Consider the following 21,565-nt stretch of genomic DNA (forward strand, 5'->3'; position numbering starts at 1 on the left):
CATTCCCGCACCCGGTCAGCGCAGTCGGCCCTGGTTAACGCTGTTGCAGATAGACCTGCAGATTCACATCCACTGCGTTCAACAGCGGCGTCGCGAGGCCATTTCGTTTCGCCCGCAGCAGCAGATCGCCTATCACCTGATCCGCTTCGATATCAGAGCCCTGGGTGAGATCGCGATACATAGAGGAGGTCATGGGCGTCGCCGGATTGTTCAGCAGCTCAAAAATGCGGGCGGTGACCGCCGGGCGCGGCTGATAGCCTTCGGCAGTGATGACGGACAGAATCTCAGTGAAAACCCCCTGTAACAGCGCTTCACCGCCGCGCGAGGTGAGAATTTGCTGAGTATTGCCGCGTGCCAGGCAGCAGACCGCGCCCAGCGTGCTCAGCAGCAGCCACTTTTCCCACAGTTCATCCATGATGTTGTCACTGAACAGGGTATCAACCTGACAGTCGCGCAGTGCGGCATCAACCCGCTGCAGCCGCGCGTCGTTGTTACCGTTCAGCGCACCGTATAAGAGCTGATGCAGCGGCGTCATCTGGATCACTTCACCCTGGTCACCCAGCGTGGCATTGATTTTACACAGGCCGCCAATCACCTTATCTTCGCCGAAACGCTGTTGTAGTGTTGCGATGTGCCGCATTCCGTTGAGAATCGGCATGATCAGGGTTGCCGGGCCGACCGCAGGCGCAATGTCATCCATGACCTGATCAAGGGCAAAGCTCTTCACCGTCACGATAATCAGGTCATAGTGGCTTTTCAGCGTGCTGGCCTGGGTCAGCTGCGGCTGAAACTTTTCAGTGCCCTGCGGCGTCTGTAATACCAGACCGTGGGTCTGAAGCTGCTGATAACGCCGTTCACGTACCAGAAACGTGACATCCTGACCTGCCTGAATCAGTCGTGCGCCAAAATACCCACCGGTCGCCCCGGCACCTGCCATCAGAATACGCATCCCACTCTCCCTTTCTGAAAACCTCTACCTTAGAACGCCGCAGCCGGGCTTACCAGTCTTAGCAAGGTCAGAGCGCATTGAGGAGCATAAAATGCCAGGTCGGGAAAGCGTCGGCAGGGAGGCGGCAACGCAGAGTCTCCCTCTGTTCCGGTTAAACGATTAAGCCAGCATGGTGCGTTACAGCCGGGTGACGCCCAGCGCGGCGGCCTGCTGCTCCCATGCCAGCACGACCTGATAATTGTCCCGATGCACCGGGCTGAATCCGCCGATCAGATTATCGTCGCAGATGGCGCGAAACGCAGGGTCGCTCACCAGCTGAAGCAGTATTGTGCGTAACGTCTCCAGCCGGGCCGCTGACGTTGAGGCTGCCGTGATCAGCGGTAATCCGGGTGCGGCTGGTGACTCTCCGATGATATGCAGGCCGCGCAGTTCCTCAGGCGCATGGCGCGCCAGCAGCGCCCAGCTGACGCAGTCGATCGCCGCGATATCCGCCTGTGAATCACGCAGTGCTGCCAGCGACTGACGGTGCCCGCCGCTCAGCAACAGCTGCGAAAACGTTATGCCCTGAAGCGCTGCTAACCGCCGCAGCGTGTTATAGCCGGAGTGCGAGTCCAGGCTGTTTGCCACGGCCCGCTGACCGTTGAAATCGGCGAGCGTTGCCTTTTTATCCCGCGCCACCAGCCAGCTGCGATATGCGTAACCGTTGCAGCCCGGTGCCCGATAGTGAAATGCACCGACCAGTTGTACTGCAGGCAACTGACTGACCAGCGGATAGCCGCAGGTCTGGCTCAGCAGCAACCGATCATTCTGCCAGTGTGTCAGCAAATCCTCAGGCCAGACCGGTTGCGCGGCCATACCCTGCTGCGCCAGCAGGGTAACCATCGCCTGCATCAGCGCCTGCGTAGCAGGCGGATGAATCGCATACATCGGCAAAGCGAGCAGGGTATTCATGTGTGTTCTCCGCTGTGTTTTCCGGTGGCGCGTAATGCACTCAAGGGTAGTTCAGATTCAGCAGCAACCGGCGCCCCGGCAATCTATTGGGTGCGCCAGTGCCTGACAGCAGAAACCCGCAGAAACCCGAAGAGTGAAAGCCAGGTTGGTCAAAAGTAACGTGGATACGCTGCAGGCTATGTCGAAAATCCTGAATATAGCGCTGAAAGATATTGACTATCAGTGGCGGCGCGGAGGGCGTAACCTTTCCCTATCGAATATCGCCTTATGCTCACAGGCGTTTAACGCCTGTCAGGAGAACTACAGATGAAAAATATTGGCTTCTTATCTTTTGGTCACTGGACGCCTTCGTCTCAGTCTGCCACCCGTACCGCGCAGGATGTCTTATTGCAGTCGATCGACCTGGCGGTCGCCGCCGAAGAACTGGGCGCAGATGGCGCTTACTTCCGGGTCCACCATTTTGCCCGCCAGCTGAGCTCGCCGTTTCCGCTGCTGGCTGCCGTGGCCGCGCGCACCAAAAAGATTGAGATTGGCACCGGCGTCATCGACATGCGCTATGAAAACCCACTCTACATGGTGGAAGACGCCAGTTCAGCAGACCTGATCTCCAATGGTCGTCTGCAACTGGGTCTGAGCCGCGGTTCACCGGAGCAGGTGATTGATGGCTGGCGCTACTTTGGCTTTGAACCCAAAGCGGGTGAAAGCGATGCGGATATGGGACGTCGTCACACCGAAGAGTTCCTGGAGGTGCTGCGCGGCGAAGGGTTTGCGAAGCCGAATCCGCAGCCGATGTTCCCGAATCCGCCTGGCCTGCTGCGCCCTGAGCCGCTTTCTGAAGGGCTGCGCGACCGCATCTGGTGGGGCTCCGGATCCAATGCCACCGCAGAGTGGGCAGCAAAAATGGGCATGAACCTGCAAAGCTCAACCCTGAAAGATGATGAAACGGGTGAGCCGTTCCACATTCAGCAGGCGAAACAGATTCGCGCCTATCGTGAGGCCTGGAAAGCAGCCGGGCATCAGCATGCGCCACGCGTCTCTGTCAGCCGCAGTATCTTTGCGCTGGTGAATGATATGGACCGCGCCTATTTTGGCCGCAGCGGTAACGACCAGGATTCGGTCGGTTTTCTGGATGAGAAAACCCGAGCCATCTTTGGCCGCAGCTACGCCGCAGAGCCTGAAGTGCTCATTAAGCAGCTGGCACAGGATGAAGCCATTGCCGAAGCGGATACGCTGCTGCTCACCGTGCCTAACCAGCTCGGTGTCGCCTATAACGCCCATGTTATTGAGGCGATCCTGAAGTATGTCGCCCCGGAACTCGGCTGGCGTTAAGTGACCCAGCGCCCTGGATAAGCAGGGCGCTATCTGGTTTACCTTGTCCGCAAATGATGCGCGTTCGTTGTAATGTCTCTGCAGCCTGTGCGTATCATCACCTTCTGATTCTTTAGCTTTTCCCCTCTGCGTTTATCGCTGGCAGGTTATTCCCGACCTGACAGGGTATTTCTCGCTCACTCACTCACTCACTCACTCTTTCTTAGTTAAAACCTGCGATTTCTGGAGTGGTGACTTTCCTCTATTTTAGTCACGCCTGCGCCCGGAAGGGAGTCACATCCACTTAGTCAGCATTTCAGTAAATTCTCTGCTTAAGCCCGTTCTTCTCGTTGTTCTTTGAAGATTGATTCAACGGATAATGCCTTTCCGTAATTAGTGACCATTGACAATATTGGTCACACGATAACAAAATGGCGGCACTCTCCTGCTTACTGTTGAAGGTCATCTATGCTCAGGTTTATTCCCGCCACCCTGGTTGTTTGTCTGCTGCCACTGGCGCTGGTGGGCTGCCGGGATAACGCGTCCAAAGCGGATCCGCGCACCCAGCCGCCGCTGGTCAGGGTCACGAAAGTTCTCAGCGCTGCGGATGACAGTCGCGCATTCAGCGGCATCGTGGTTGCCCGGGTTCAGAGCGACCTCGGTTTTCGGATATCGGGCAAAATCCTCGAAAGGCTGGTGGACAGCGGCCAGCGTGTGAAGCGTGGTCAGCCGCTGATGCGGCTTGACCCGGTCGATCTGCGACTGCAGGCCCAGGCCGCACAGCAGAGTGTTGCCGCTGCGCAGGCACGCGTCAGACAGACCCGTGCCGATGAAGCGCGTTACCGCACACTGATGGCAACCGGCGCGGTTTCCGTGTCGGCCTATGACCAGATTCGGGCCGCTGCGGCTACCGCGCTGGCCGATCTGAAAGCCGCGCAGGCGCAGGCCAGCGTGGCGACTAATGCCAGTGGATATGCGCTGTTACTGGCGGATGACGACGGTGTGGTGATGGCAACACTGGCGGAGCCGGGCCAGGTGGTGAGCGCCGGTGAGGCGGTTGTCAGACTGGCCAGAGCCGGGCAGCGTGAGGCGAGCGTTCAGTTGCCGGAGACGCTTCGTCCCGCAGTGGGCAGCGAGGCGCAGGCAACGCTCTATGGTGCGGGTAGTGCGCCCGTGTCAGCCCGGCTTCGGCAACTGGCGGATGCAGCCGATCCGATGACGCGCACCTATGAGGCGAGATATGTGCTGGAGGGCGCACTGGCCAGCGCGCCACTGGGTGCTACCGTCACAATTTCGTTAATCAATAAACCCGTGCAACCGCAGCTGAAGGTGCCGCTGGCTGCGATCTATGATGCCGGTAAAGGGCCAGGCGTCTGGGATATTACGGGGCTGCCTGCCACTGTTGCCTGGCGGCCGGTAACAGTGATCGCGATCGGTGACGAGGCGGCGACCGTGACGGGGCAGCTGAATGCAGGCGATCGGATCGTGGCTCTCGGGGCACATCTGTTGCAGCAGGGCGAGCGCGTGCGACCCGATGACGCTGCGGTTGCAGGGAGCCAGCCATGAGCCACGGACGCTTTAATCTGTCAGCACTGGCCGTGCGCGAACGCGCCATCACGCTGTTTCTGATCATCCTGATTACGGTGGCGGGCATCCTGTCCTTTTTCGAACTGGGCCGGGCAGAAGATCCGCCGTTCACCGTAAAACAGATGACGATTATCTCCGCGTGGCCAGGTGCGACGGCGCAGGAGATGCAGGATCAGGTGGCCGAACCGCTGGAGAAGCGGCTTCAGGAGCTGCGGTGGTATGACCGCAGCGAAACTTATACGCGGCCTGGCCTGGCGTTCACCATGCTCTCCCTGCAGGACAAAACGCCGCCCTCCCAGGTTCAGGAGGAGTTTTACCAGGCTCGTAAGAAGCTGGGCGATGAGAGCAGAAATCTGCCCGCCGGGGTCATCGGGCCGATGATCAACGACGAGTTCTCTGACGTGACCTTTGCGCTGCTGGCGCTGAAGGCAAAAGGAGAGCCGCAGCGCCTGCTGGTGCGTGAGGCGGAATCACTGCGTCAGCAATTGCTGCATCTGCCGGGTGTGAAAAAGGTCAATATCATCGGCGAGCAGAGTGAGCGCATCTATGTTTCGTTTTCACACGATCGGCTGGCGACGCTCGGTATTACCCCACAGGAAATTTTTGCGGCACTGAACGACCAGAATGTCCTGACGCCTGCGGGCTCGATCGATACTCAGGGACCGCAGGTGTTTATCCGGCTGGAGGGCGCTTTTGATAAGCTGGAAAAAATTCGAGAGACACCGATTGTGGCGCAGGGGAGAAGCCTCAAGCTGGCAGACGTGGCTACCGTGACGCGGGGATATGAAGATCCCGCCACGTTTAAGGTTCGTCATCAGGGTGAACCCGCATTGCTGCTCGGTATTGTGATGCGTGATGGCTGGAACGGTCTGGCGTTGGGCAAGGCTCTGGCTGCTGAAACCGTCAGCATAAATCAGGCGATGCCGTTAGGGATGTCACTGACTCAGGTCACGGATCAGTCCGTGAATATCCGCTCAGCGGTCGATGAATTTATGATTAAGTTCGTCGTGGCATTACTGGTGGTGATGGTGGTCTGCTTCGTCAGCATGGGCTGGCGTGTCGGAGTAGTGGTGGCGGCGGCCGTTCCGCTCACCCTGGCGGTAGTATTTGTGGTGATGGAAGCCTCCGGCAAAAACTTTGACCGCATCACGCTGGGATCGTTGATTCTGGCGCTGGGCCTGCTGGTGGATGATGCCATTATCGCCATTGAGATGATGGTCGTGAAGATGGAGGAGGGCTACGACCGCATCAAGGCGTCTGCCTATGCCTGGAGTCATACGGCGGCACCGATGCTGGCCGGAACCCTGGTCACCGCCGTGGGCTTTATGCCCAATGGTTTTGCGCAGTCCACGGCGGGTGAATACACAAGCAATATGTTCTGGATAGTGGGCATCGCCCTGATCGCCTCCTGGATTGTGGCCGTGGTATTTACCCCTTACCTCGGGGTAAAGCTGCTGCCTGACATCAAAACGGTGGAAGGCGGTCACGCAGCCATCTACAACACCCGTAACTACAATCGCTTTCGCCAGCTACTGACCGGCGTGATTGCGCGTAAAGGCTGGGTAGCAGGCGTGGTCATTGTCCTGTTTATCACCGCTGTGCTCGGAATGACGCTGGTGAAAAAACAGTTTTTCCCGACCTCAGATCGGCCTGAAGTGCTGGTTGAAGTTCAGCTTCCCTACGGCAGCGCCATTGAACAGACAGCGGCTGCGGCTGAAAAGATTGAGACCTGGCTTAAACAGCAGCGTGAGGCAAAAATCGTCACCACCTACATTGGTCAGGGACCGCCGCGTTTTTACCTGGCGATGGCGCCCGAACTGCCCGATCCCGCCTTTGCCAAGCTGGTCATACTGACCGACAGTCAGGATGCACGCGAGGCGTTAAAAGTGCAGTTGCGCACTGCGATCGCTCGCGGCCTGGTGCCTGAAGCGCAGGTTCGCGTGACACAACTGGTATTTGGCCCTTATTCACCTTATCCGGTGGCGTGGCGCGTGATGGGGCCGGACCCGGTACGCCTGCATGTTATCGCTAATCAGGTGGAAGCCGTACTGCGTGCCAGCCCGATGATGAGGACGGTGAACACCGACTGGGGCGCACCCGTGCCGACACTGCATTTCTCGCTGGATCAAAACCGACTGCAGGCTGTGGGCCTGACCTCCAGTGAAGTCGCCCGGCAGTTGCAGTTTCTGTTGACGGGCGTGCCGGTCACCACCGTGCGGGAAAATATCCGCGCGGTCCAGGTCGTGGGCCGTGCCGCCGGAGATATCCGGCTCGATCCGGCTAAGATTGCTGACTTCACGCTGGCAGGTGCGGCGGGGCAACGTATCCCACTGTCGCAGATTGGTGAGGTGCAGGTGAAAATGGAAGATCCCCTGCTGAGGCGGCGCGACCGTACACCGACCATTACTGTTCGCGGAGATATTGCTGACTCCCTGCAGCCGCCGGATGTCTCCACGGCGCTGAATAAAACTCTGCAACCGATCATCGCAACGCTGCCTGCGGGCTATCGCATTGAACTGGCCGGTGCAATAGAGGAGTCCGGTAAAGCGACACAGGCGATGGCGCCGCTGTTCCCAATCATGATTGCGATCACACTTTTAATCATCATTTTGCAGGTGCGTTCTCTGTCGGCGATGGTGATGGTATTTCTCACCGCACCTCTCGGGCTGATAGGTGTTGTGCCGACGCTGCTGCTGTTCGGTCAGCCGTTTGGTATCAATGCGCTGGTCGGGCTGATTGCCCTGTCGGGTATCCTGATGCGTAACACGCTGATCCTGATAGGTCAGATCCACCATAACGAACAGCAGGGGCTGGCACCTTTTGCTGCGGTGGTAGAAGCGACCGTACAGCGTGCGCGTCCTGTGTTACTGACGGCGATGGCAGCAGTGCTGGCGTTTATTCCACTCACCCACTCGGTGTTCTGGGGAACGCTGGCCTACACGCTGATTGGCGGCACGCTGGGCGGTACCCTAATCACGCTGGTTTTCCTGCCCGCGATGTATGCGATCTGGTTCCGTATTCGTCTGCCACAGAGTAAAACGGCAGTTGTGAAACCGGCGCTGTCGGAATAGTCTCAGGGTGGCGGTTGCCGCTTCGCTGCTTTTTTTAAGCACAGCGGCGGCCGTCGGTTCATTGCCTTAAGCTTTTGAAGAAGGTGCATAAAAAGGTAAAAGCTATCAAACATATAGGATGAGACAGGTGTGCGATCCTGAAAATCCTCTATAGAGTAGCGATGAAAATACAAAAAAGAGGTGTGACCATGAGCAATTCCGTTGATGAAGATGCAAAAGATGCAAAGCCTATTGTCGAAGCCGATCGCGAAGCGCCTGAGGGCAAATGTCCTTTTCACGCGGGCAAACCACCTCAGTCAAATCAGGCGCCGGGTGGCGGAACAACTAACCGTGACTGGTGGCCGAATCAACTCCGGGTTGACCTGCTGAACCAGCACTCATCCCGTTCGAACCCGCTTGATGAATCCTTCGATTACCGTAAAGAATTTGCCAAATTAGATTACTCTGCGCTGAAAGCTGACATCAAAGGGTTGCTCACCGAATCACAATCCTGGTGGCCCGCTGACTGGGGCAGCTATATCGGTCTGTTTATTCGCATGGCCTGGCACAGCGCCGGAACCTATCGCTCCGTGGACGGACGCGGTGGTTCGGGCCGTGGTCAGCAACGTTTCGCCCCGTTAAACTCCTGGCCTGATAACGTCAGCCTGGATAAAGCGCGCCGTTTACTGTGGCCAATCAAACAGAAATATGGTCAGAAAATCTCCTGGGCCGACCTCTATATTCTGGCGGGTAACGTTGCGCTGGAAAACTCCGGGTTCCGCACCTTTGGTTTTGGTGCCGGCCGTGACGATGTCTGGGAACCGGATATGGATGTGAACTGGGGCGAAGAAGCGGCCTGGCTGGAACACCGTCATCCGGAATCTCTGGCGCAGTCACCACTGGGTGCCACTGAAATGGGTCTGATCTACGTGAACCCGGAAGGTCCGGAACACAGCGGCGATCCTGCTTCTGCGGCCCCGGCTATTCGTGCCACCTTCGGCAATATGGGGATGAATGACGAAGAGATCGTCGCGCTGATTGCAGGTGGTCATACGCTGGGTAAAACCCACGGTGCCGCACCCGCCAGCCATGTCGGTGTCGATCCCGAAACCGCGCCAATTGAGGCGCAGGGCCTGGGCTGGGTTAACAGCCACGGCACGGGTGTCGGTGCAGATGCGATTACCTCTGGCCTGGAAGTCATCTGGTCTCAGACGCCTACCCAGTGGAGCAACTACTTCTTCGAGAACCTGTTCAAATATGAGTGGGTCCAGACGCGCAGTCCGGCGGGCGCTATTCAGTTTGAAGCGGCTGATGCACCGGAAATCATCCCGGACGCCTTTGATTCCACGAAGAAACACAAACCGACCATGCTGGTCACTGACCTGACGCTGCGCTTTGACCCGGAATTTGAAAAAATTTCGCGTCGATTCCACAACGATCCGCAGGCGTTTAACGAAGCCTTTGCCCGTGCCTGGTTTAAGCTGACGCACCGTGATATGGGGCCAAAAGCGCGTTACATCGGTCCGGAAGTGCCACAGGAAGATCTGATCTGGCAGGATCCGCTGCCTGCACCGGTTTATCATCCAACCGTGGCAGATATCGCCCAGCTGAAAGAGAAGATTGCAGCATCCGGTCTCAGCGTCAGCGAGCTGGTGTCAGTTGCGTGGGCCTCGGCATCCACCTTCCGTGGTGGCGACAAGCGTGGTGGTGCCAACGGTGCCCGACTGGCGCTGCTGCCGCAACGTGAATGGCAGGTCAATGCCATCGCGGCACGCGTGTTGCCGACGCTGGAAGCGATCCAGCGCGAAGCACACAAGGCTTCACTGGCGGATGTGATCGTGCTGGCGGGTGTTGTGGGCGTTGAGCAGGCGGCGAAAGCGGCTGGCGTCGCGATTGAGGTTCCGTTCACGCCGGGCCGCGTTGATGCGCGTCAGGATCAGACCGACATCGAGTCGTTCGATCTGCTGAAACCGCGTGCTGATGGTTTCCGCAACTACGGCACTGGCTTTGGCAAAACCACTACTGAAAGTCTGCTGATCGATAAAGCGCAACAGCTGACGCTGACTGTGCCGGAGTTAACGGTGCTGGTGGGCGGGATGCGTGCACTGGGTGCTAACTTTGATGGCAGCCAGCACGGTATCTTCACGCACCAGGTGGGATCGCTGAACACAGATTTCTTCGTAAACCTGCTGGATATGCGTACCGAATGGAAAGCGACTGATAGCAGCAACGAGCATTTTACCGGACGTGATCGTGTTAATGGGGAAACCCGTTTCACCGCCACCCGCGCCGACCTGGTATTCGGTTCTAACGCGGTGTTACGTGCCTCGGCGGAAGTCTATGCCAGCAGTGATGCCCGTGAAAAATTCGTCAAAGACTTTGTGGCCGCCTGGACCAAAGTGATGAATCTGGATCGGTTTGATATCTGATTGGTAGTAACACGATAAAACGCTGACAAGTGACTGCACCCCAAAAGTTGGTAATCCAACTGAGTAGGGTGCAGTTTTTTTTGCGCGCTATGCTTCTGATGGCAGGTCTGAGGCGATCCTTTTTACTCAGACCTGGTGTGGCAGATAATTACTCGTCCAGTTTCAGCGGCGGCAACTGCGCAAAAATGCTCAGCAGCCCTTCGCCCCAGCCCTTGCGGATCATGTCGAAATAGGGGTGCGTTTCGGTAATTCGATGCTGCTGCGCGGCACTAAAGCTGTCTTTGGGGTAGGTCATCACATCCAGCGGCAGGCCCACGGAAAGATTACTGCGCAGTGTGGAGTCCATCGAAATCAGTGCACATTGCATCGCCTGATCCAGAGCGGTGTCGTAGTTCAGCACGCGATCAATAATCGGCTTACCATACTTACTCTCACCTACCTGGAAATAGGGCGTGTCGTGCGTGGCTTCAATGAAGTTCCCCTGCGGATAGATGTGGAACAGCCGCAGACCTTCCCCTTTAATCTGTCCGCCGAGCAACAGGTTGCAGCTGAAATCTGTATTACCGCCCTGATTTGCGCCGCTGTCCCGGGCAATGACTTCACGCACCGTTTCACCCAGCAAACTGGCGGCATCATACAGGGACGTTACGTTCAGCAGGTTTTCCCGCTCATCGTCTGCGCAGCGACGATGCAGCAGACTGATAATGCTCTGTGTGGTCGCCAGATTTCCGGCACTCTGAATCACCAGCACGCGCTCATCGCTTTGATGAAAAACATGCAGTTTACGGAAGGTGGAAATATGGTCCACTCCGGCATTGGTGCGTGAATCTGAAACAAACACCAGGCCAGAGGACAAGCGCATGGCCACACAGTAAGTCATAAAATGGCTTCCTCAGGTATTCAGGATCATTGCGGAACGTCGAGCATGGCAACGGCGGCAACAGTGCGCATGTCTTCGCTTCCTCCACCTAACCGGATACCGCGGACCGGGCATGCATCAAGATAATCTATGCCGATAGCCAGTTTCAAATGCTGATTCGGTTGGCAGGTGTTATTGGTGACATCAAAGCTCTGCCACCGGTCATCCAGCCAGGCTTCCGCCCACGCATGCATGGCCACATGTGCGGAGTCTTCCGAGTATAGATAGCCGCTGACGTAACGCGCCGGGATACCCAGGCTGCGGCAGCAGGCCAGGAAAACATGCGTGTGGTCCTGACATACGCCGGTTTGTGCGGAAAAGGCCTGGGAAGCGCTGTCTTTTACCGTGGTGCTGCCGGGGTTATAGGGCATTTTCAGCAGCAGTTCGCCCATCAGATTGCACAGACTCTCATGCTGTGCCTGCGGCCGGTAGTAACGACTGGCGAAATCGCGGATCGCGCCATCGGCCAGCGTCAGCGGGCTGGTGCGCAGAAACACCAGTGGTGAGAGATGCCCGCAATTATCGTCTTCCGTATTATCTTCGATCTCCACCACGCCGTTGGCGACAATGGTAATGGCCTGATGGGGCTGGTCGAGTGTCAGAACATGCAGGATATTGCCGTATGCATCCAGCGTGCGGGTGGCATATTCCGGCAAGGTCAGATCCCACGACAATATCTTCTGATGACTGGAATCCTGCGGCGTAAGGCGAAGATATTGCGTGCTGTGTTTAACCTGTTGCGCATAGCTGTAATGCGTCTGATGCGTGACATTCAGTTTCATTATTGAGCCTCCAGATAGGTTTGATGAATGCACTCAGCGATGGCATTGGTCTGATCCAGAAACTGCATCAGCCAGGGACTGAGACCCATCTCAACAATTTCGTCCATTTCGGTGAAGCGCAGCTGAGCATAAAGGGTATGAACGCGACGACGGGGCTGATTACCCGCGCTGCCACCGATCTCATCCAGCTCCTGGGCCATAAGTTCGATGCAGGAAAGCAGAGAACGCGGTAGCTCGCGGCGCAGTATCAACAGCTCGGCAATACCTCTCTGGCTGATTTGTTGCTTATAAAGCGTATGGAACGCTTCGCGGGCGCTGACTGCACGCAATAGCGTGTCCATCCGGTAGTATTCACGCACCGGATCCTCATCGGCGTTCAACAGCTGATTTTTAGCATCCAGCAGGCGCGCGGTGCTGTCTGCGCGTTCCAGCAGGGTACCGAGGCGGATGAAGTTTTGTGCATCACTGCGCAGCAAGGTGCCAAACATCGCCCCACGGAACAGATGTGAACGCTCTTTGACCCAGTCAAAGAACGCATCTGCACCGGCAGAACCGACGCCCTGACGGCGGATCAGCTTCATCTCTATCCACGTGGCATTGATGCTTTCCCAGACTTCAGAGGAAAGGCTGCCACGCACCGCATGCGCATTGTTCCAGGCCATTTGCAGACAACTGAAAATGCTGCTGTGGTTGAAACTGTCCAGCGCGAAGAAATTAAGCAGATTTCCCATCGACGCCTGCGGATAGTGCTCGTCGAACAGATCCCGCGTGCCGGTCATGGTCAGCGGGACCAGTAAATCATTGTTTTCATCGCGTGCGTGGACATCACGGATCGACATCATCGACAGCTTATTGGTCACGTCCAGCAGGCGTGCAATTGTCTCGGCGCGTTCCAGATAACGTGCCATCCAGTACAGTTCGCTGGCTGTTCTGCTTAGCATGCATCATCCTCCGTCGCATTTTCTTCCAGTACCCAGGTATCTTTGGTTCCGCCGCCCTGAGAGGAATTCACCACCAGTGAGCCTTCTTCCAGTGCTACGCGGGTTAATCCACCTGGTACCAGACGAATTTCGGCGCCAGTCAGCGCAAAGGGCCGCAGGTCGATGTGACGCGGTGCGAGCCCGTTATCGACAAAGGTCGGGCAGGTGGAAAGCGCCAGTGTTTCCTGCGCGATGTAATTTTCCGGGCGGGCGCGCAACAATTCGCGAAAGCGTTCGATTTCCGCCTTGCTGGCCTTGGGGCCAATCAGCATGCCGTAACCGCCAGCACCATGAACCTCTTTCACCACCATTTTTTCCAGGTTTGCCAGTACGAAAGAGAGATCGCTCTCTTTGCGGCATTGCCACGTCGGCACGTTGTTGAGAATGGGATCTTCAGCAAGGTAGTAGCGGATCATCTCCGGAACATACGGATAGATCGATTTATCATCTGCCACGCCGGTGCCTATCGCATTCGCCAGCACCACACCACCGGATCGGTAGACTGACAGCAGGCCGGGAACGCCGAGCATGGAATCGGCGCGAAACGCCAGCGGGTCGAGGAAGGCGTCGTCGATACGTCGATAGATCACATCAATCCTGCAGGGGCCTGCGGTAGTGCGCATAAACACCGCGCCGTCTTTCACGAACAGATCGACACTTTCAACCAGTTCAACGCCCATTTGTTGAGCGAGGAAGCTGTGCTCGAAATAGGCGCTGTTAAAGCGGCCAGGTGTCAGTACCACAACGGTGGGATCGTTGACGGTCGTGCTTTCGCGCAGGGTTTGCAGTAAGTGAGAAGGGTAGCGGGAAACCGGCGCGATACGCTGCCCGGCAAACAGTTCGGGATATAACCGCATCATCATTTTGCGGTTTTCCAGCATGTAAGAGACACCAGAGGGCGTGCGAAGGTTATCTTCCAGCACGTAATATTCGCCATCGCCTCCCCGCACCATGTCGGTTCCGGCAATGTGGGCGTAAGTATCACGGTGAAGGTCGATACCCTGCATGCAGGGCTGATACTGCTCGTTGGCCAGCACCTGTTCAGCGGGCACGATCCCTGCCTTGAGGATCTTCTGGTCATGATAAATATCATGCAGAAACGCATTGAGTGCCTGAACCCGCTGACGAATCCCGCGATCAAGCATCTGCCATTCGCTGGCCGGAATAATACGTGGCACGCTGTCGAACGGGATCAGCCGTTCCGCGCCATCGTCTTCACCATAAACATTAAAGGTAATCCCCACCCGGTGAAACAACAGCGCAGCTTCCTCTTTTTTGCGCTGGACGGCCTGCTGATCGGCTTTCTGCAACCACTGCCAGTAGTCCTGATAATGGCTGCGGTGTTTACCTTCAGCCATCAACATTTCATCAAAAAAGGGTGAATCGGAAAGGTCAATCTTGATCATCATCACCTCACAAACAGGACAGGCTGCAATTGAATCGTTCAATAACACTGACGATCAGGCATAAAGTGTGCCAGGGTGCAAAATGGGCTGAAAATCAGGGAAAAAGGGGCGGTTCTGCCCTGTTCGGGTGCGGCTCGCTTTCAGGTTGTGTGAAAAGAGGGCAAAAACAAGTTGCTTACTTTAAATATGGTCGCTGATGAGGCAATTGCCAGTAATGCCAGGAAACGACGCACTTACCGCAGAGTCCGCTTATCGGCTCCATGTGGATCAATTCAAGCTGCCTTAAGCAACATCTGCTTATGGAGCGCAGCAGAAAAACTCCAGGAATGAGAGATCTGTTGAGCGCGAGCAGCGGACAGTGAGTGAGACTGAAGCGGTAAGATAATTCAGACATTCAGGGCGATTCAGGCTGCAATTTATGTTTATATAAATTTTGAGAATCAGTAGCTAAGAATTTTTAAGAGGGGGAATGTGCGTATTCGACCATCATCACGGCTGATCATTCTTTCGCCTGAAAATCATGTCCTGCTCTTCAGGTTCTGTCATGAAGACGATGCTCTGAGGGGAAAAACATACTGGGCAACGCCGGGAGGAGGGCTTGAAAATAATGAATCTTTCGAGCAGGCCGCTCTACGCGAATTATTTGAAGAGACGGGTTTGACAGGAACATTAACTGGACCAGAAATAGCGTCCCGAACTTTCACAATGATGTTACCCAGTGGAGAGACAGTACTTGCTGATGAGCGGTTCTTTATGGTTAATGCAAATACCGTCGATCTCGATCGCTCAGGATGGAGTAGCAATGAAAAGGAAGTCATTCGCGATTATCATTGGTGGACAATAGAAGAGCTGATACACACCAATGAGACAATTTTTCCACGCGACTTAATCATTAACATACTTCAAAGCAAGCCGGACGGATCGTCGACGTTAACGGCGTCATGATATTCTGAACCTCTTCACTGACGCAAAACTGTCCACGGTTGTAACCCGTCTTTCTTCAATGTCATGACTTTGCTGCTATCAGCCCGTCACATAACAGCAACTGCCGCTCTCAAATATTTATTAGGGTGAAAATCCTTTCAGAGCCAGGGTTGCCTGAAGAGAAGGGTTATTCAGACTCAAACGCCAAAAAGCAAAAAGCCCGCTTAGTTTCCTAAGCAGGCTTTTCTAATTTGGCTCCTCTGACTGGACTCGAACCAGTGACATACGGATTAACAGTCCGCCGTTCTACCGACTGAACTACAGAGGAATCGTTTGAACGGGGCGCATAGTAACGGCCACGCCGGAGCATGTCAAAGCTCTTTTTCATAAATTCGCGCGACTGCTGAAATAGTCGCCACTATCGCGTGTTATGCCGTGACAGAACGCGCTGCAAGGAGCATTCATGCGGAAAAAGAGGCACGCAAAACTGAGGTGTTTATGAGGTGTTCCGATGGTGCAAAGCGCTTGTCAGACTGCTGTGCGCATGATTTAAGCGGATAGTTTTTTACGGCCGTCACAAAGTCTCTATTCTCGCTTTGTCAGCAACAGAAACGAAACGTAGATTTCATTTCAATCCTGAACAGAATATACGGAGTTGACATGAACAAAGTCAGAATCGGCATGATCGGCAGCGGCTATATCGGGCGCTGCCACGCAATTGCCTACGCCCAGGCACCCACCGTCTTCGCGCTGAAAGGCGAAATCGTGCGGGAGATGCTGGCCGAAGTGAATCCTGAACTGGCGGCCCGACAGGCAGCAACCTTTGGTTTTGCGCGTTCAACCGGTGACTGGCGCGCGCTGGTCAGCGATCCGGCGATTGATGTGGTGGATATCTGCGCGCCTAACTTCCTGCACAAAGAGATGGCGCTGGAGGCGATTCGCCACGGCAAACATGTCTATTCAGAAAAGCCGCTGTCGCTGAGCGTTTCGGACGCGCAGGAGATGGTCGCGGCGGCTGAAGCCGCAGGGGTAAAAACGCTGGTCGGCTTCAACTATATGAAAAACCCCACCAGCCAGCTGGCAAAAGAGATCATTGCCAATGGCGAAATTGGTGATGTGGTGCATTTCTACGGCACCCACAACGAAGATTACCTCGCCAGACCGGAAACCCCGCTCGACTGGCACTGTCAGAAAGCGCTGGCCGGTCTGGGTGCGCTGGGCGATCTGGCGGCGCACATCGTCAATATGGCGCACTACCTGGTCGGTGACATTGCAGAGGTCAGCGGCGACATGATGACGGTAATTACCTCACGGCCCGACCCGAAAGCACCTGAACGGCAGTTACCGGTTGAAAACGAGGATCAGGCCAGCGCGCTGCTGCGCTTCTCGAATGGCGCACATGGCGTGATTGAAACCTCACGCATCGCCTGTGGCGCAAAAATGGGGCTGACCTACGTCGTCACCGGCACCAAAGGCACACTGCGGTATACCCAGGAGCGTATGGCCGAGCTTGAACTTTATCTGCATGACGATCCCGCCGGGCGTCAGGGATTTAAAACCATCCTCACCGGGCCAGCCCATCCTGATTACGCGAACTTCTGTGTTTCAGCCGGGCACGGCATCGGATTTAACGATCAAAAAACGGTGGAGATCCGCGATCTGATCAACGGTATCGCGGCGGGTGATCGCATGTGGCCCGATTTCGCAGAGGGATTGCAGGTGCAGAAAGTCCTGGAAGCGATTGCGCACTCCGCAGAGCAGCGCCGCTGGATCGCGGTGTAATGCAGCGTCACAGATGAGAGGAAATTGCCGCTGCGGTAATGAATGCCGTCGGGCAGGGCGGGAACCTAAAGTTCCCGCCCTTAAGTAATCAGATCAAGCCGCTTTTTTCCCACCACAGCTTGTCCAGCGCATAGAACCGATCACGCTGGCTCTCCGGCTGATTGAGATCGCGTTTCCACGGCTTCGCCAGAATATAGTGCAGGTTCTTCACCTCATCATCCTGCCAGAGGCCACGGTGCTGGAAGGGCAGCGTTTTTAACGCATTGTAGATATAAGAGAGCGGTTTCCAGCGTTCCGCGAACACTTCATTCAGCAGATCCTGCTCGGAGAACGGATAAGCGCTGAGATCATCAATGGCGGCAATACGTTTTTCCAGTGCGTCGAACATTGCGTTGTCAGGCTTCAGCACCAGAAAACCGCCGTTGAGATAATAGTCGACGCTCTCCGGCGCCTGCTCACCGCGTGCCTGCCAGGTGTAATGACACTGCTCTGGCTGCCATTCTGGCGGATAAGAGGCAATCTGGTTGGGATTACAGCGGCAGGCGTGACAGGCAGCCAGCGGGTTTTCACCCAGATCCAGCGTAAACAGCTCATCCATGTTTTTAAGCACCAGCATATCCGCATCCAGGAACACCACCCGCTGATAATCAGTGAGCTGCCATGCGCGCAGCTTGGTCCAGACCTCACCAAACTGCGCCGAGGCGTAATGCTGGTCAAGATCGTCACGCGGATAGAGCGGATCGACCGGTTTAATCACACAGCCTTCATTTTGCAGAATCTGACAGTCAGCGTCTGAAATCGCCGATGTCGTCATCACCACCAGCGGCCACTGGCTCTGGCTCTCTTTCAGCGAACGGTGCAGCGCTTTCACGCCCACCAGATAATCGGGTTGTGTTAACAGCGTTACCCAGGCAAACATAGCTTTCCTCAATCAGTCAAAAAGTGGCGTGATGTAGTCGTTACCCAGTCGGCCCTGCGGGTCGAGCTGGCTGCGCAGGGCGCGGAAGGCGTCCCACTTCGGATAGATCTCACGCCAGTTGTAGCGTTCTTCGTCGTAATACTTGCCCCAGTGCGGGCGTCCACCCTCCTCGGCGAGCAATTTTTCCACTTCAGTCAGGAAGTGCAGCCCTTCCTGAGATAGCGAGCCATCATCGGCGTAATAGACGACAAAGCCGAAAAAGCAGGTGGGTTGGTCAGTTGCCGGGCTGAGCCAGGCTGACGATGCGCCGGTGCAGCGCAGGATAATCGGGTAGTGCATATGCGGACGGTTTTCGGCATACCATTGCTTGATCCGGCGAATAATGGCCGGCGTTTTTGCCAGCGGTACGCCGATTTCCACATTGATCTGGGGGACTGCAATGCCACGGCAGAAGAGCTGGTAGATGTCACCGGTAACATCGGTGAAATCACGAAAACGGGTAACGGTGCGGAACTGTTTTCCCCCTTTGCCCTCAATCTGAGTATCGCGATGCATATGCGCCAGCGTCTGGTCGATAGTGTCGTTAAGACTCTCATCAACCTCACCCTCATGTTCCACCACCTGACGACCCTGTGCTTCATAGTGCTCACGCTCTTCGGCACTCGCTTCATGGGCGTTCCAGACGTGCATCAGGTTGTCGTCAACAAACCACCACGCTTTACTCAGCGGATAGTCGTTGTTCCAGCGCAACAGATCCTCTTCAAGCGTATCAGCGGACACGGCATTCTTGTGGCAGGTGAAAATGCGAAACGGCTGCGTACGAAGTTTTACCGCAGTAACAATGCCCAGCGCCCCGAGAGAAACCTGCGCGGCCGGGAAGTCAGCTTCACCACGAACAAATTCGCGCACGCTGCCATCGGCCAGCACCATCCGGATTGCCAGCGCCTCATCGGCAATCGAACTCTGCTGCAAACCCTGGCCGTGCGTGCCGGTCGCCATCGCACCGGCCAGCGTCTGAATCGCTATCACACCTGGTGAAGATGCCAGCATGCGGTTCATTTCGGTCAGGCTGCGATAAACCTGCTCAAGCGGGGTCGCGCCACCAAAGGTCACGCTCTCTTCATCGCTGGCGAGCTGGCCACTCAGTGCGCTGAGATCAAGCAGCACATCATCATCAGCGACGTGCAGCATGCGGCCTGGCGACAGCTTGCTGCCAATCACCCGAATCTGACCGCGTGACTCCCGAAGAAGTTTCTGTAATTCCGCTTCACTGGCGGGACGATGAACCTGCTGACGACGGCCGATCTGCGCGTTCTGCGCCCAGTTCCACAGTGCATCATCATCGGGTTTAATATGGGTCTGACGAAGCGGATAGAGGCGTGCGTCTCTGGTCACAACAGCATTCCTTATTATTGCATTTAAAAGACAAGTATCACTAAGCGTAGACTATTGCCAAATGCAGTCAGGAATGCCGGTAATTATTTACGGATGTAACGTAACGTTGCGGTGACAGCCAGCTGACGATTACGGCGAATACTCTCCGCTTCGCTATTATCAGGGCTAAACAGGGCGTTGAAAGTATAACGGTTCGAAACGTGGTGAACGCAGATGCTACTGATCAGGCGATGAACATCAATGGTCTGCACGCCGGATGTAAACACGCCCTGTTGCTGACCCCGTGCCAGGATATCATCCAGCAGATCCAGCGCACTGCGGTTGAGTGCTTTTATCTGCGCCGACTGGGAAATATAGCGACCGCGCAGCAGGTTCTCACTGCAGACCAGCCGGATAAAATCGGGATGCTCGACATGGTAATCAAAACTGGCTTCCACCAGCCGTGTCATAGCCAGCTCTGGCTCCATCGCCGCAAGGTTAAGGCCCGTTTCATGCTGACGTATCTGCTGATAAACCTGTTCCAGCACGTCGATATAAAGCTGTTCTTTACTGCCAAAGTGATAGACCACCATGCGTTTCGTGGTCTGCGCATGCTCAGCAATCTGCTCCAGCCGCGCACCCTGCATACCAAATTCTGCAAACGTCTTAAGTGCGCCGGCAATGATGCGTTTTTTCAGCCCTTCAGGGTCATTTTTACGTTTTGTTAGTTCTGACATGGTGCTCAATAAAGTGATTCTGACCGGGGAATGTTAGCACAGTGTTGAGTGGCTGCCTGCAACCGCAGGCGCAGCAGATGCGGCAACCTGGCACACGCCGGACGATTGCAGGTATAATCCCGGATAGAATTTCACAGCTTCAGAGACGACTCAGAGACCACAATGACAAAACTCACCTTGCAAGAGCAGATGCTGAAAGCGGGATTGGTATCCAGCAAAAAAATGGACAAGGTTCAGCGCACAGCCAAAAAATCCCGGGTTCAGGCGCGCGAAGCCAGAGCCGCGGTGGAAGACAACAAAAAGGCGCAGCTTGAGCGGGATAAGCAGCTGAACGAACAGCAGAAGCTGGCTGTGCTGTCGAAAGAGTACAAAGCCCAGGTCAAGCAGTTGATTGAGATGAACAAAATTGATGTGGCAAAAGGCAACATCACCTTCAACTTTACCGACAATAACCTGATTAAAAAGATCATGGTGGATAAGCCTACGCAGACGCAGCTGATTAATGGTCGTCTCGCCATTGCCCGCCTGGCTGCCGACGCCAGTGGTGAGAGCCAGTACGCTATCATCCCGGCCAGCGTAGCGGATAAAATTGCGCAGCGTGATGCCAGCGCCATCGTGTTAAACAGCGCATTAAGCGAAGAAGCACAGGACGAAGATGATCCTTATGCTGATTTCAAAGTCCCTGATGATTTGATGTGGTAATTGTATTCTGACCCATTCAGAACGGGCTGGCGGCAGAGAGTTGCATTACCTCGCCGCTGACAGGATGAACAAACGTCAGCCCACTGGCGTGCAGCATCAGCCTTTCTGCCTGTTGGGCGCCCGGCATCAACAGCCCACCGTAAAGATCACAGCCCAGAATCGGGTGCCCCCGCTGCTGACAGTGAATACGAAGCTGGTGGGTGCGTCCGGTTTCGGGCGTCAGCTCAACCCGCGTGACCGGCAACGCGTCTCCCTCACTTCCCTGATAATAACCGCGTTCAGTGACCCGGTAGCGTGACCGCGCGGGTTTGCCCCTGATGGCGCATATCGTCATCCGGGGAAACAACGCCGGATCTTTCGCGATGGCAGCATCAATGACTCCCTCATCATCGGACAGATGGCCGCACAGCAGGGCCTGGTAGGTTTTGCTCACGCTACGCTGGCTGAACTGCTGGCAGAGGGCGGCGTTAATCGCCTTGTTTCGTGCAACAACCATCAGGCCGGATGTGCCGAAGTCGAGCCGATGCACCAGCGTGCAGCCAGGGAAAAGGCTGACCAGCCGGTGATGCACCGAATCAAGATTTTGAGGATTTTTACCTGACAGGCTCAGCAATCCGCCGGGTTTGTTGATCACCAGCAGATGTGCATCCTGAAAGAGAAATGTGATCTCATCAAAGCAGGGTGGGGCGATAAACGTATCGATAATGGCAGACATGGTGCAACCGGCAGACAAAGGGCCGGAGATCATAACCTATTGCCCGGTCAC

At 55.8% G+C, this 21,565-nt stretch carries 17 protein-coding genes and 1 tRNA gene; 7 read left to right on the plus strand and 11 right to left on the minus strand.

Annotated features, from left to right (window positions below):
* Positions 1–34 precede the first annotated feature (34 nt).
* A complete protein-coding gene (locus LQK91_RS02410; RefSeq protein ID WP_105099000.1) occupies positions 35–949 on the minus strand; it encodes a ketopantoate reductase family protein in 915 nt (304 codons plus the stop codon).
* Between the two features lie 177 nt (positions 950–1,126).
* On the minus strand, positions 1,127–1,900 hold the full coding sequence (locus LQK91_RS02415; RefSeq protein ID WP_078804544.1) for a phosphate/phosphite/phosphonate ABC transporter substrate-binding protein: 774 nt from the start codon (positions 1,898–1,900) through the stop codon (positions 1,127–1,129).
* 306 nt (positions 1,901–2,206) lie between these two features.
* Between LQK91_RS02415 and LQK91_RS02420 the strand changes: the two genes are divergently transcribed.
* The 4 genes from LQK91_RS02420 to katG all read left to right on the plus strand — a co-directional run bounded on the left by LQK91_RS02420 (position 2,207) and on the right by katG (position 10,274).
* Positions 2,207–3,229, plus strand: a complete 1,023-nt coding sequence (locus LQK91_RS02420) for an LLM class flavin-dependent oxidoreductase (protein WP_004571347.1) — start codon at positions 2,207–2,209, stop codon at positions 3,227–3,229.
* A gap of 447 nt (positions 3,230–3,676) precedes the next feature.
* On the plus strand, positions 3,677–4,774 hold the full coding sequence (locus tag LQK91_RS02425; RefSeq protein WP_105099001.1) for an efflux RND transporter periplasmic adaptor subunit: 1,098 nt from the start codon (positions 3,677–3,679) through the stop codon (positions 4,772–4,774).
* Positions 4,771–7,866 carry an efflux RND transporter permease subunit gene (locus LQK91_RS02430; RefSeq protein ID WP_105099002.1) on the plus strand — a complete coding sequence of 1,032 codons (3,096 nt, stop codon included), beginning with the start codon at positions 4,771–4,773 and terminating at the stop codon, positions 7,864–7,866. Before LQK91_RS02425 ends, LQK91_RS02430 begins: the two co-directional genes overlap by 4 nt.
* Before the next feature lie 188 nt (positions 7,867–8,054).
* On the plus strand, positions 8,055–10,274 hold the full coding sequence (gene katG / locus LQK91_RS02435; protein WP_222942776.1) for a catalase/peroxidase HPI: 2,220 nt from the start codon (positions 8,055–8,057) through the stop codon (positions 10,272–10,274).
* A gap of 148 nt (positions 10,275–10,422) precedes the next feature.
* Here the strand turns inward: katG and LQK91_RS02440 are convergent, their stop codons facing one another.
* Genes LQK91_RS02440 through LQK91_RS02455 form a run of 4 tightly spaced genes read right to left on the minus strand, consistent with a single transcriptional unit; the run spans position 10,423 to position 14,361 of the window.
* On the minus strand, positions 10,423–11,154 hold the full coding sequence (locus LQK91_RS02440; protein WP_105099003.1) for a proteasome-type protease: 732 nt from the start codon (positions 11,152–11,154) through the stop codon (positions 10,423–10,425).
* A gap of 26 nt (positions 11,155–11,180) precedes the next feature.
* The gene (locus LQK91_RS02445; RefSeq protein WP_004571352.1) at positions 11,181–11,975 is read right to left on the minus strand and encodes a transglutaminase family protein; all 795 of its coding nucleotides are present in this window, start codon (positions 11,973–11,975) and stop codon (positions 11,181–11,183) included.
* A complete protein-coding gene (locus LQK91_RS02450) occupies positions 11,975–12,916 on the minus strand; it encodes an alpha-E domain-containing protein (protein ID WP_004571353.1) in 942 nt (313 codons plus the stop codon). The genes LQK91_RS02445 and LQK91_RS02450 overlap by 1 nt, the downstream gene beginning before the upstream one ends.
* Positions 12,910–14,361: a circularly permuted type 2 ATP-grasp protein gene (locus tag LQK91_RS02455; RefSeq protein ID WP_004571354.1), complete on the minus strand. Its 1,452-nt coding sequence runs from the start codon at positions 14,359–14,361 to the stop codon at positions 12,910–12,912. The genes LQK91_RS02450 and LQK91_RS02455 overlap by 7 nt, the downstream gene beginning before the upstream one ends.
* Before the next feature lie 471 nt (positions 14,362–14,832).
* Between LQK91_RS02455 and LQK91_RS02460 the strand changes: the two genes are divergently transcribed.
* Positions 14,833–15,306 (plus strand): NUDIX hydrolase, encoded by a 474-nt coding sequence (locus tag LQK91_RS02460; protein WP_033762056.1) that lies wholly within the window; start codon positions 14,833–14,835, stop codon positions 15,304–15,306.
* Positions 15,307–15,537: 231 nt separating this feature from the next.
* Here LQK91_RS02460 and LQK91_RS02465 read toward each other — a convergent pair.
* A tRNA-Asn gene (locus LQK91_RS02465) sits at positions 15,538–15,613 on the minus strand.
* Between the two features lie 332 nt (positions 15,614–15,945).
* On the opposite strand from LQK91_RS02465, the gene LQK91_RS02470 reads away from it, so the two are divergent.
* Positions 15,946–17,067: a Gfo/Idh/MocA family protein gene (locus tag LQK91_RS02470; protein WP_105099004.1), complete on the plus strand. Its 1,122-nt coding sequence runs from the start codon at positions 15,946–15,948 to the stop codon at positions 17,065–17,067.
* 88 nt (positions 17,068–17,155) lie between these two features.
* Here the strand turns inward: LQK91_RS02470 and LQK91_RS02475 are convergent, their stop codons facing one another.
* The 3 genes from LQK91_RS02475 to LQK91_RS02485 all read right to left on the minus strand — a co-directional run bounded on the left by LQK91_RS02475 (position 17,156) and on the right by LQK91_RS02485 (position 20,097).
* Positions 17,156–17,986, minus strand: a complete 831-nt coding sequence (locus tag LQK91_RS02475) for a glycosyltransferase family 8 protein (RefSeq protein ID WP_004571356.1) — start codon at positions 17,984–17,986, stop codon at positions 17,156–17,158.
* 12 nt (positions 17,987–17,998) lie between these two features.
* A complete protein-coding gene (locus LQK91_RS02480) occupies positions 17,999–19,381 on the minus strand; it encodes a D-arabinono-1,4-lactone oxidase (protein WP_105099005.1) in 1,383 nt (460 codons plus the stop codon).
* An 83-nt stretch (positions 19,382–19,464) separates the two neighbouring features.
* A complete protein-coding gene (locus LQK91_RS02485; RefSeq protein WP_008926027.1) occupies positions 19,465–20,097 on the minus strand; it encodes a TetR family transcriptional regulator in 633 nt (210 codons plus the stop codon).
* Positions 20,098–20,259: 162 nt separating this feature from the next.
* Here LQK91_RS02485 and LQK91_RS02490 point away from each other — a divergent pair, with 162 nt between their 5' ends.
* Positions 20,260–20,799: a DUF2058 domain-containing protein gene (locus LQK91_RS02490; RefSeq protein ID WP_078804538.1), complete on the plus strand. Its 540-nt coding sequence runs from the start codon at positions 20,260–20,262 to the stop codon at positions 20,797–20,799.
* A 16-nt stretch (positions 20,800–20,815) separates the two neighbouring features.
* On the opposite strand, the gene LQK91_RS02495 is transcribed toward LQK91_RS02490, so the two are convergent.
* Positions 20,816–21,514 carry an RluA family pseudouridine synthase gene (locus LQK91_RS02495; protein WP_033762058.1) on the minus strand — a complete coding sequence of 233 codons (699 nt, stop codon included), beginning with the start codon at positions 21,512–21,514 and terminating at the stop codon, positions 20,816–20,818.
* Positions 21,515–21,565: the final 51 nt, after the last annotated feature.

Origin of the sequence: Pantoea sp. MHSD4 (assembly GCF_021043305.1) — a bacterium.
In the GTDB taxonomy this organism is placed as follows: Bacteria; Pseudomonadota; Gammaproteobacteria; order Enterobacterales; family Enterobacteriaceae; genus Pantoea; species Pantoea eucalypti.

Excerpts from the sequence above, each read along its gene's own strand:
- LQK91_RS02410 (WP_105099000.1), bottom strand. The coding sequence starts at position 949 with ATGCGTATTCTGATGGCAGGTGCCGGGGCGACCGGTGGGTATTTTGGC.
- LQK91_RS02415 (WP_078804544.1), bottom strand. The coding sequence starts at position 1,900 with ATGAATACCCTGCTCGCTTTGCCGATGTATGCGATTCATCCGCCTGCT.
- LQK91_RS02420 (WP_004571347.1), top strand. The coding sequence starts at position 2,207 with ATGAAAAATATTGGCTTCTTATCTTTTGGTCACTGGACGCCTTCGTCT.
- LQK91_RS02425 (WP_105099001.1), top strand. The coding sequence starts at position 3,677 with ATGCTCAGGTTTATTCCCGCCACCCTGGTTGTTTGTCTGCTGCCACTG.
- LQK91_RS02430 (WP_105099002.1), top strand. The coding sequence starts at position 4,771 with ATGAGCCACGGACGCTTTAATCTGTCAGCACTGGCCGTGCGCGAACGC.
- katG (WP_222942776.1), top strand. The coding sequence starts at position 8,055 with ATGAGCAATTCCGTTGATGAAGATGCAAAAGATGCAAAGCCTATTGTC.
- LQK91_RS02440 (WP_105099003.1), bottom strand. The coding sequence starts at position 11,154 with ATGACTTACTGTGTGGCCATGCGCTTGTCCTCTGGCCTGGTGTTTGTT.
- LQK91_RS02445 (WP_004571352.1), bottom strand. The coding sequence starts at position 11,975 with ATGAAACTGAATGTCACGCATCAGACGCATTACAGCTATGCGCAACAG.
- LQK91_RS02450 (WP_004571353.1), bottom strand. The coding sequence starts at position 12,916 with ATGCTAAGCAGAACAGCCAGCGAACTGTACTGGATGGCACGTTATCTG.
- LQK91_RS02455 (WP_004571354.1), bottom strand. The coding sequence starts at position 14,361 with ATGATCAAGATTGACCTTTCCGATTCACCCTTTTTTGATGAAATGTTG.
- LQK91_RS02470 (WP_105099004.1), top strand. The coding sequence starts at position 15,946 with ATGAACAAAGTCAGAATCGGCATGATCGGCAGCGGCTATATCGGGCGC.
- LQK91_RS02475 (WP_004571356.1), bottom strand. The coding sequence starts at position 17,986 with ATGTTTGCCTGGGTAACGCTGTTAACACAACCCGATTATCTGGTGGGC.
- LQK91_RS02485 (WP_008926027.1), bottom strand. The coding sequence starts at position 20,097 with ATGTCAGAACTAACAAAACGTAAAAATGACCCTGAAGGGCTGAAAAAA.
- LQK91_RS02490 (WP_078804538.1), top strand. The coding sequence starts at position 20,260 with ATGACAAAACTCACCTTGCAAGAGCAGATGCTGAAAGCGGGATTGGTA.
- LQK91_RS02495 (WP_033762058.1), bottom strand. The coding sequence starts at position 21,514 with ATGTCTGCCATTATCGATACGTTTATCGCCCCACCCTGCTTTGATGAG.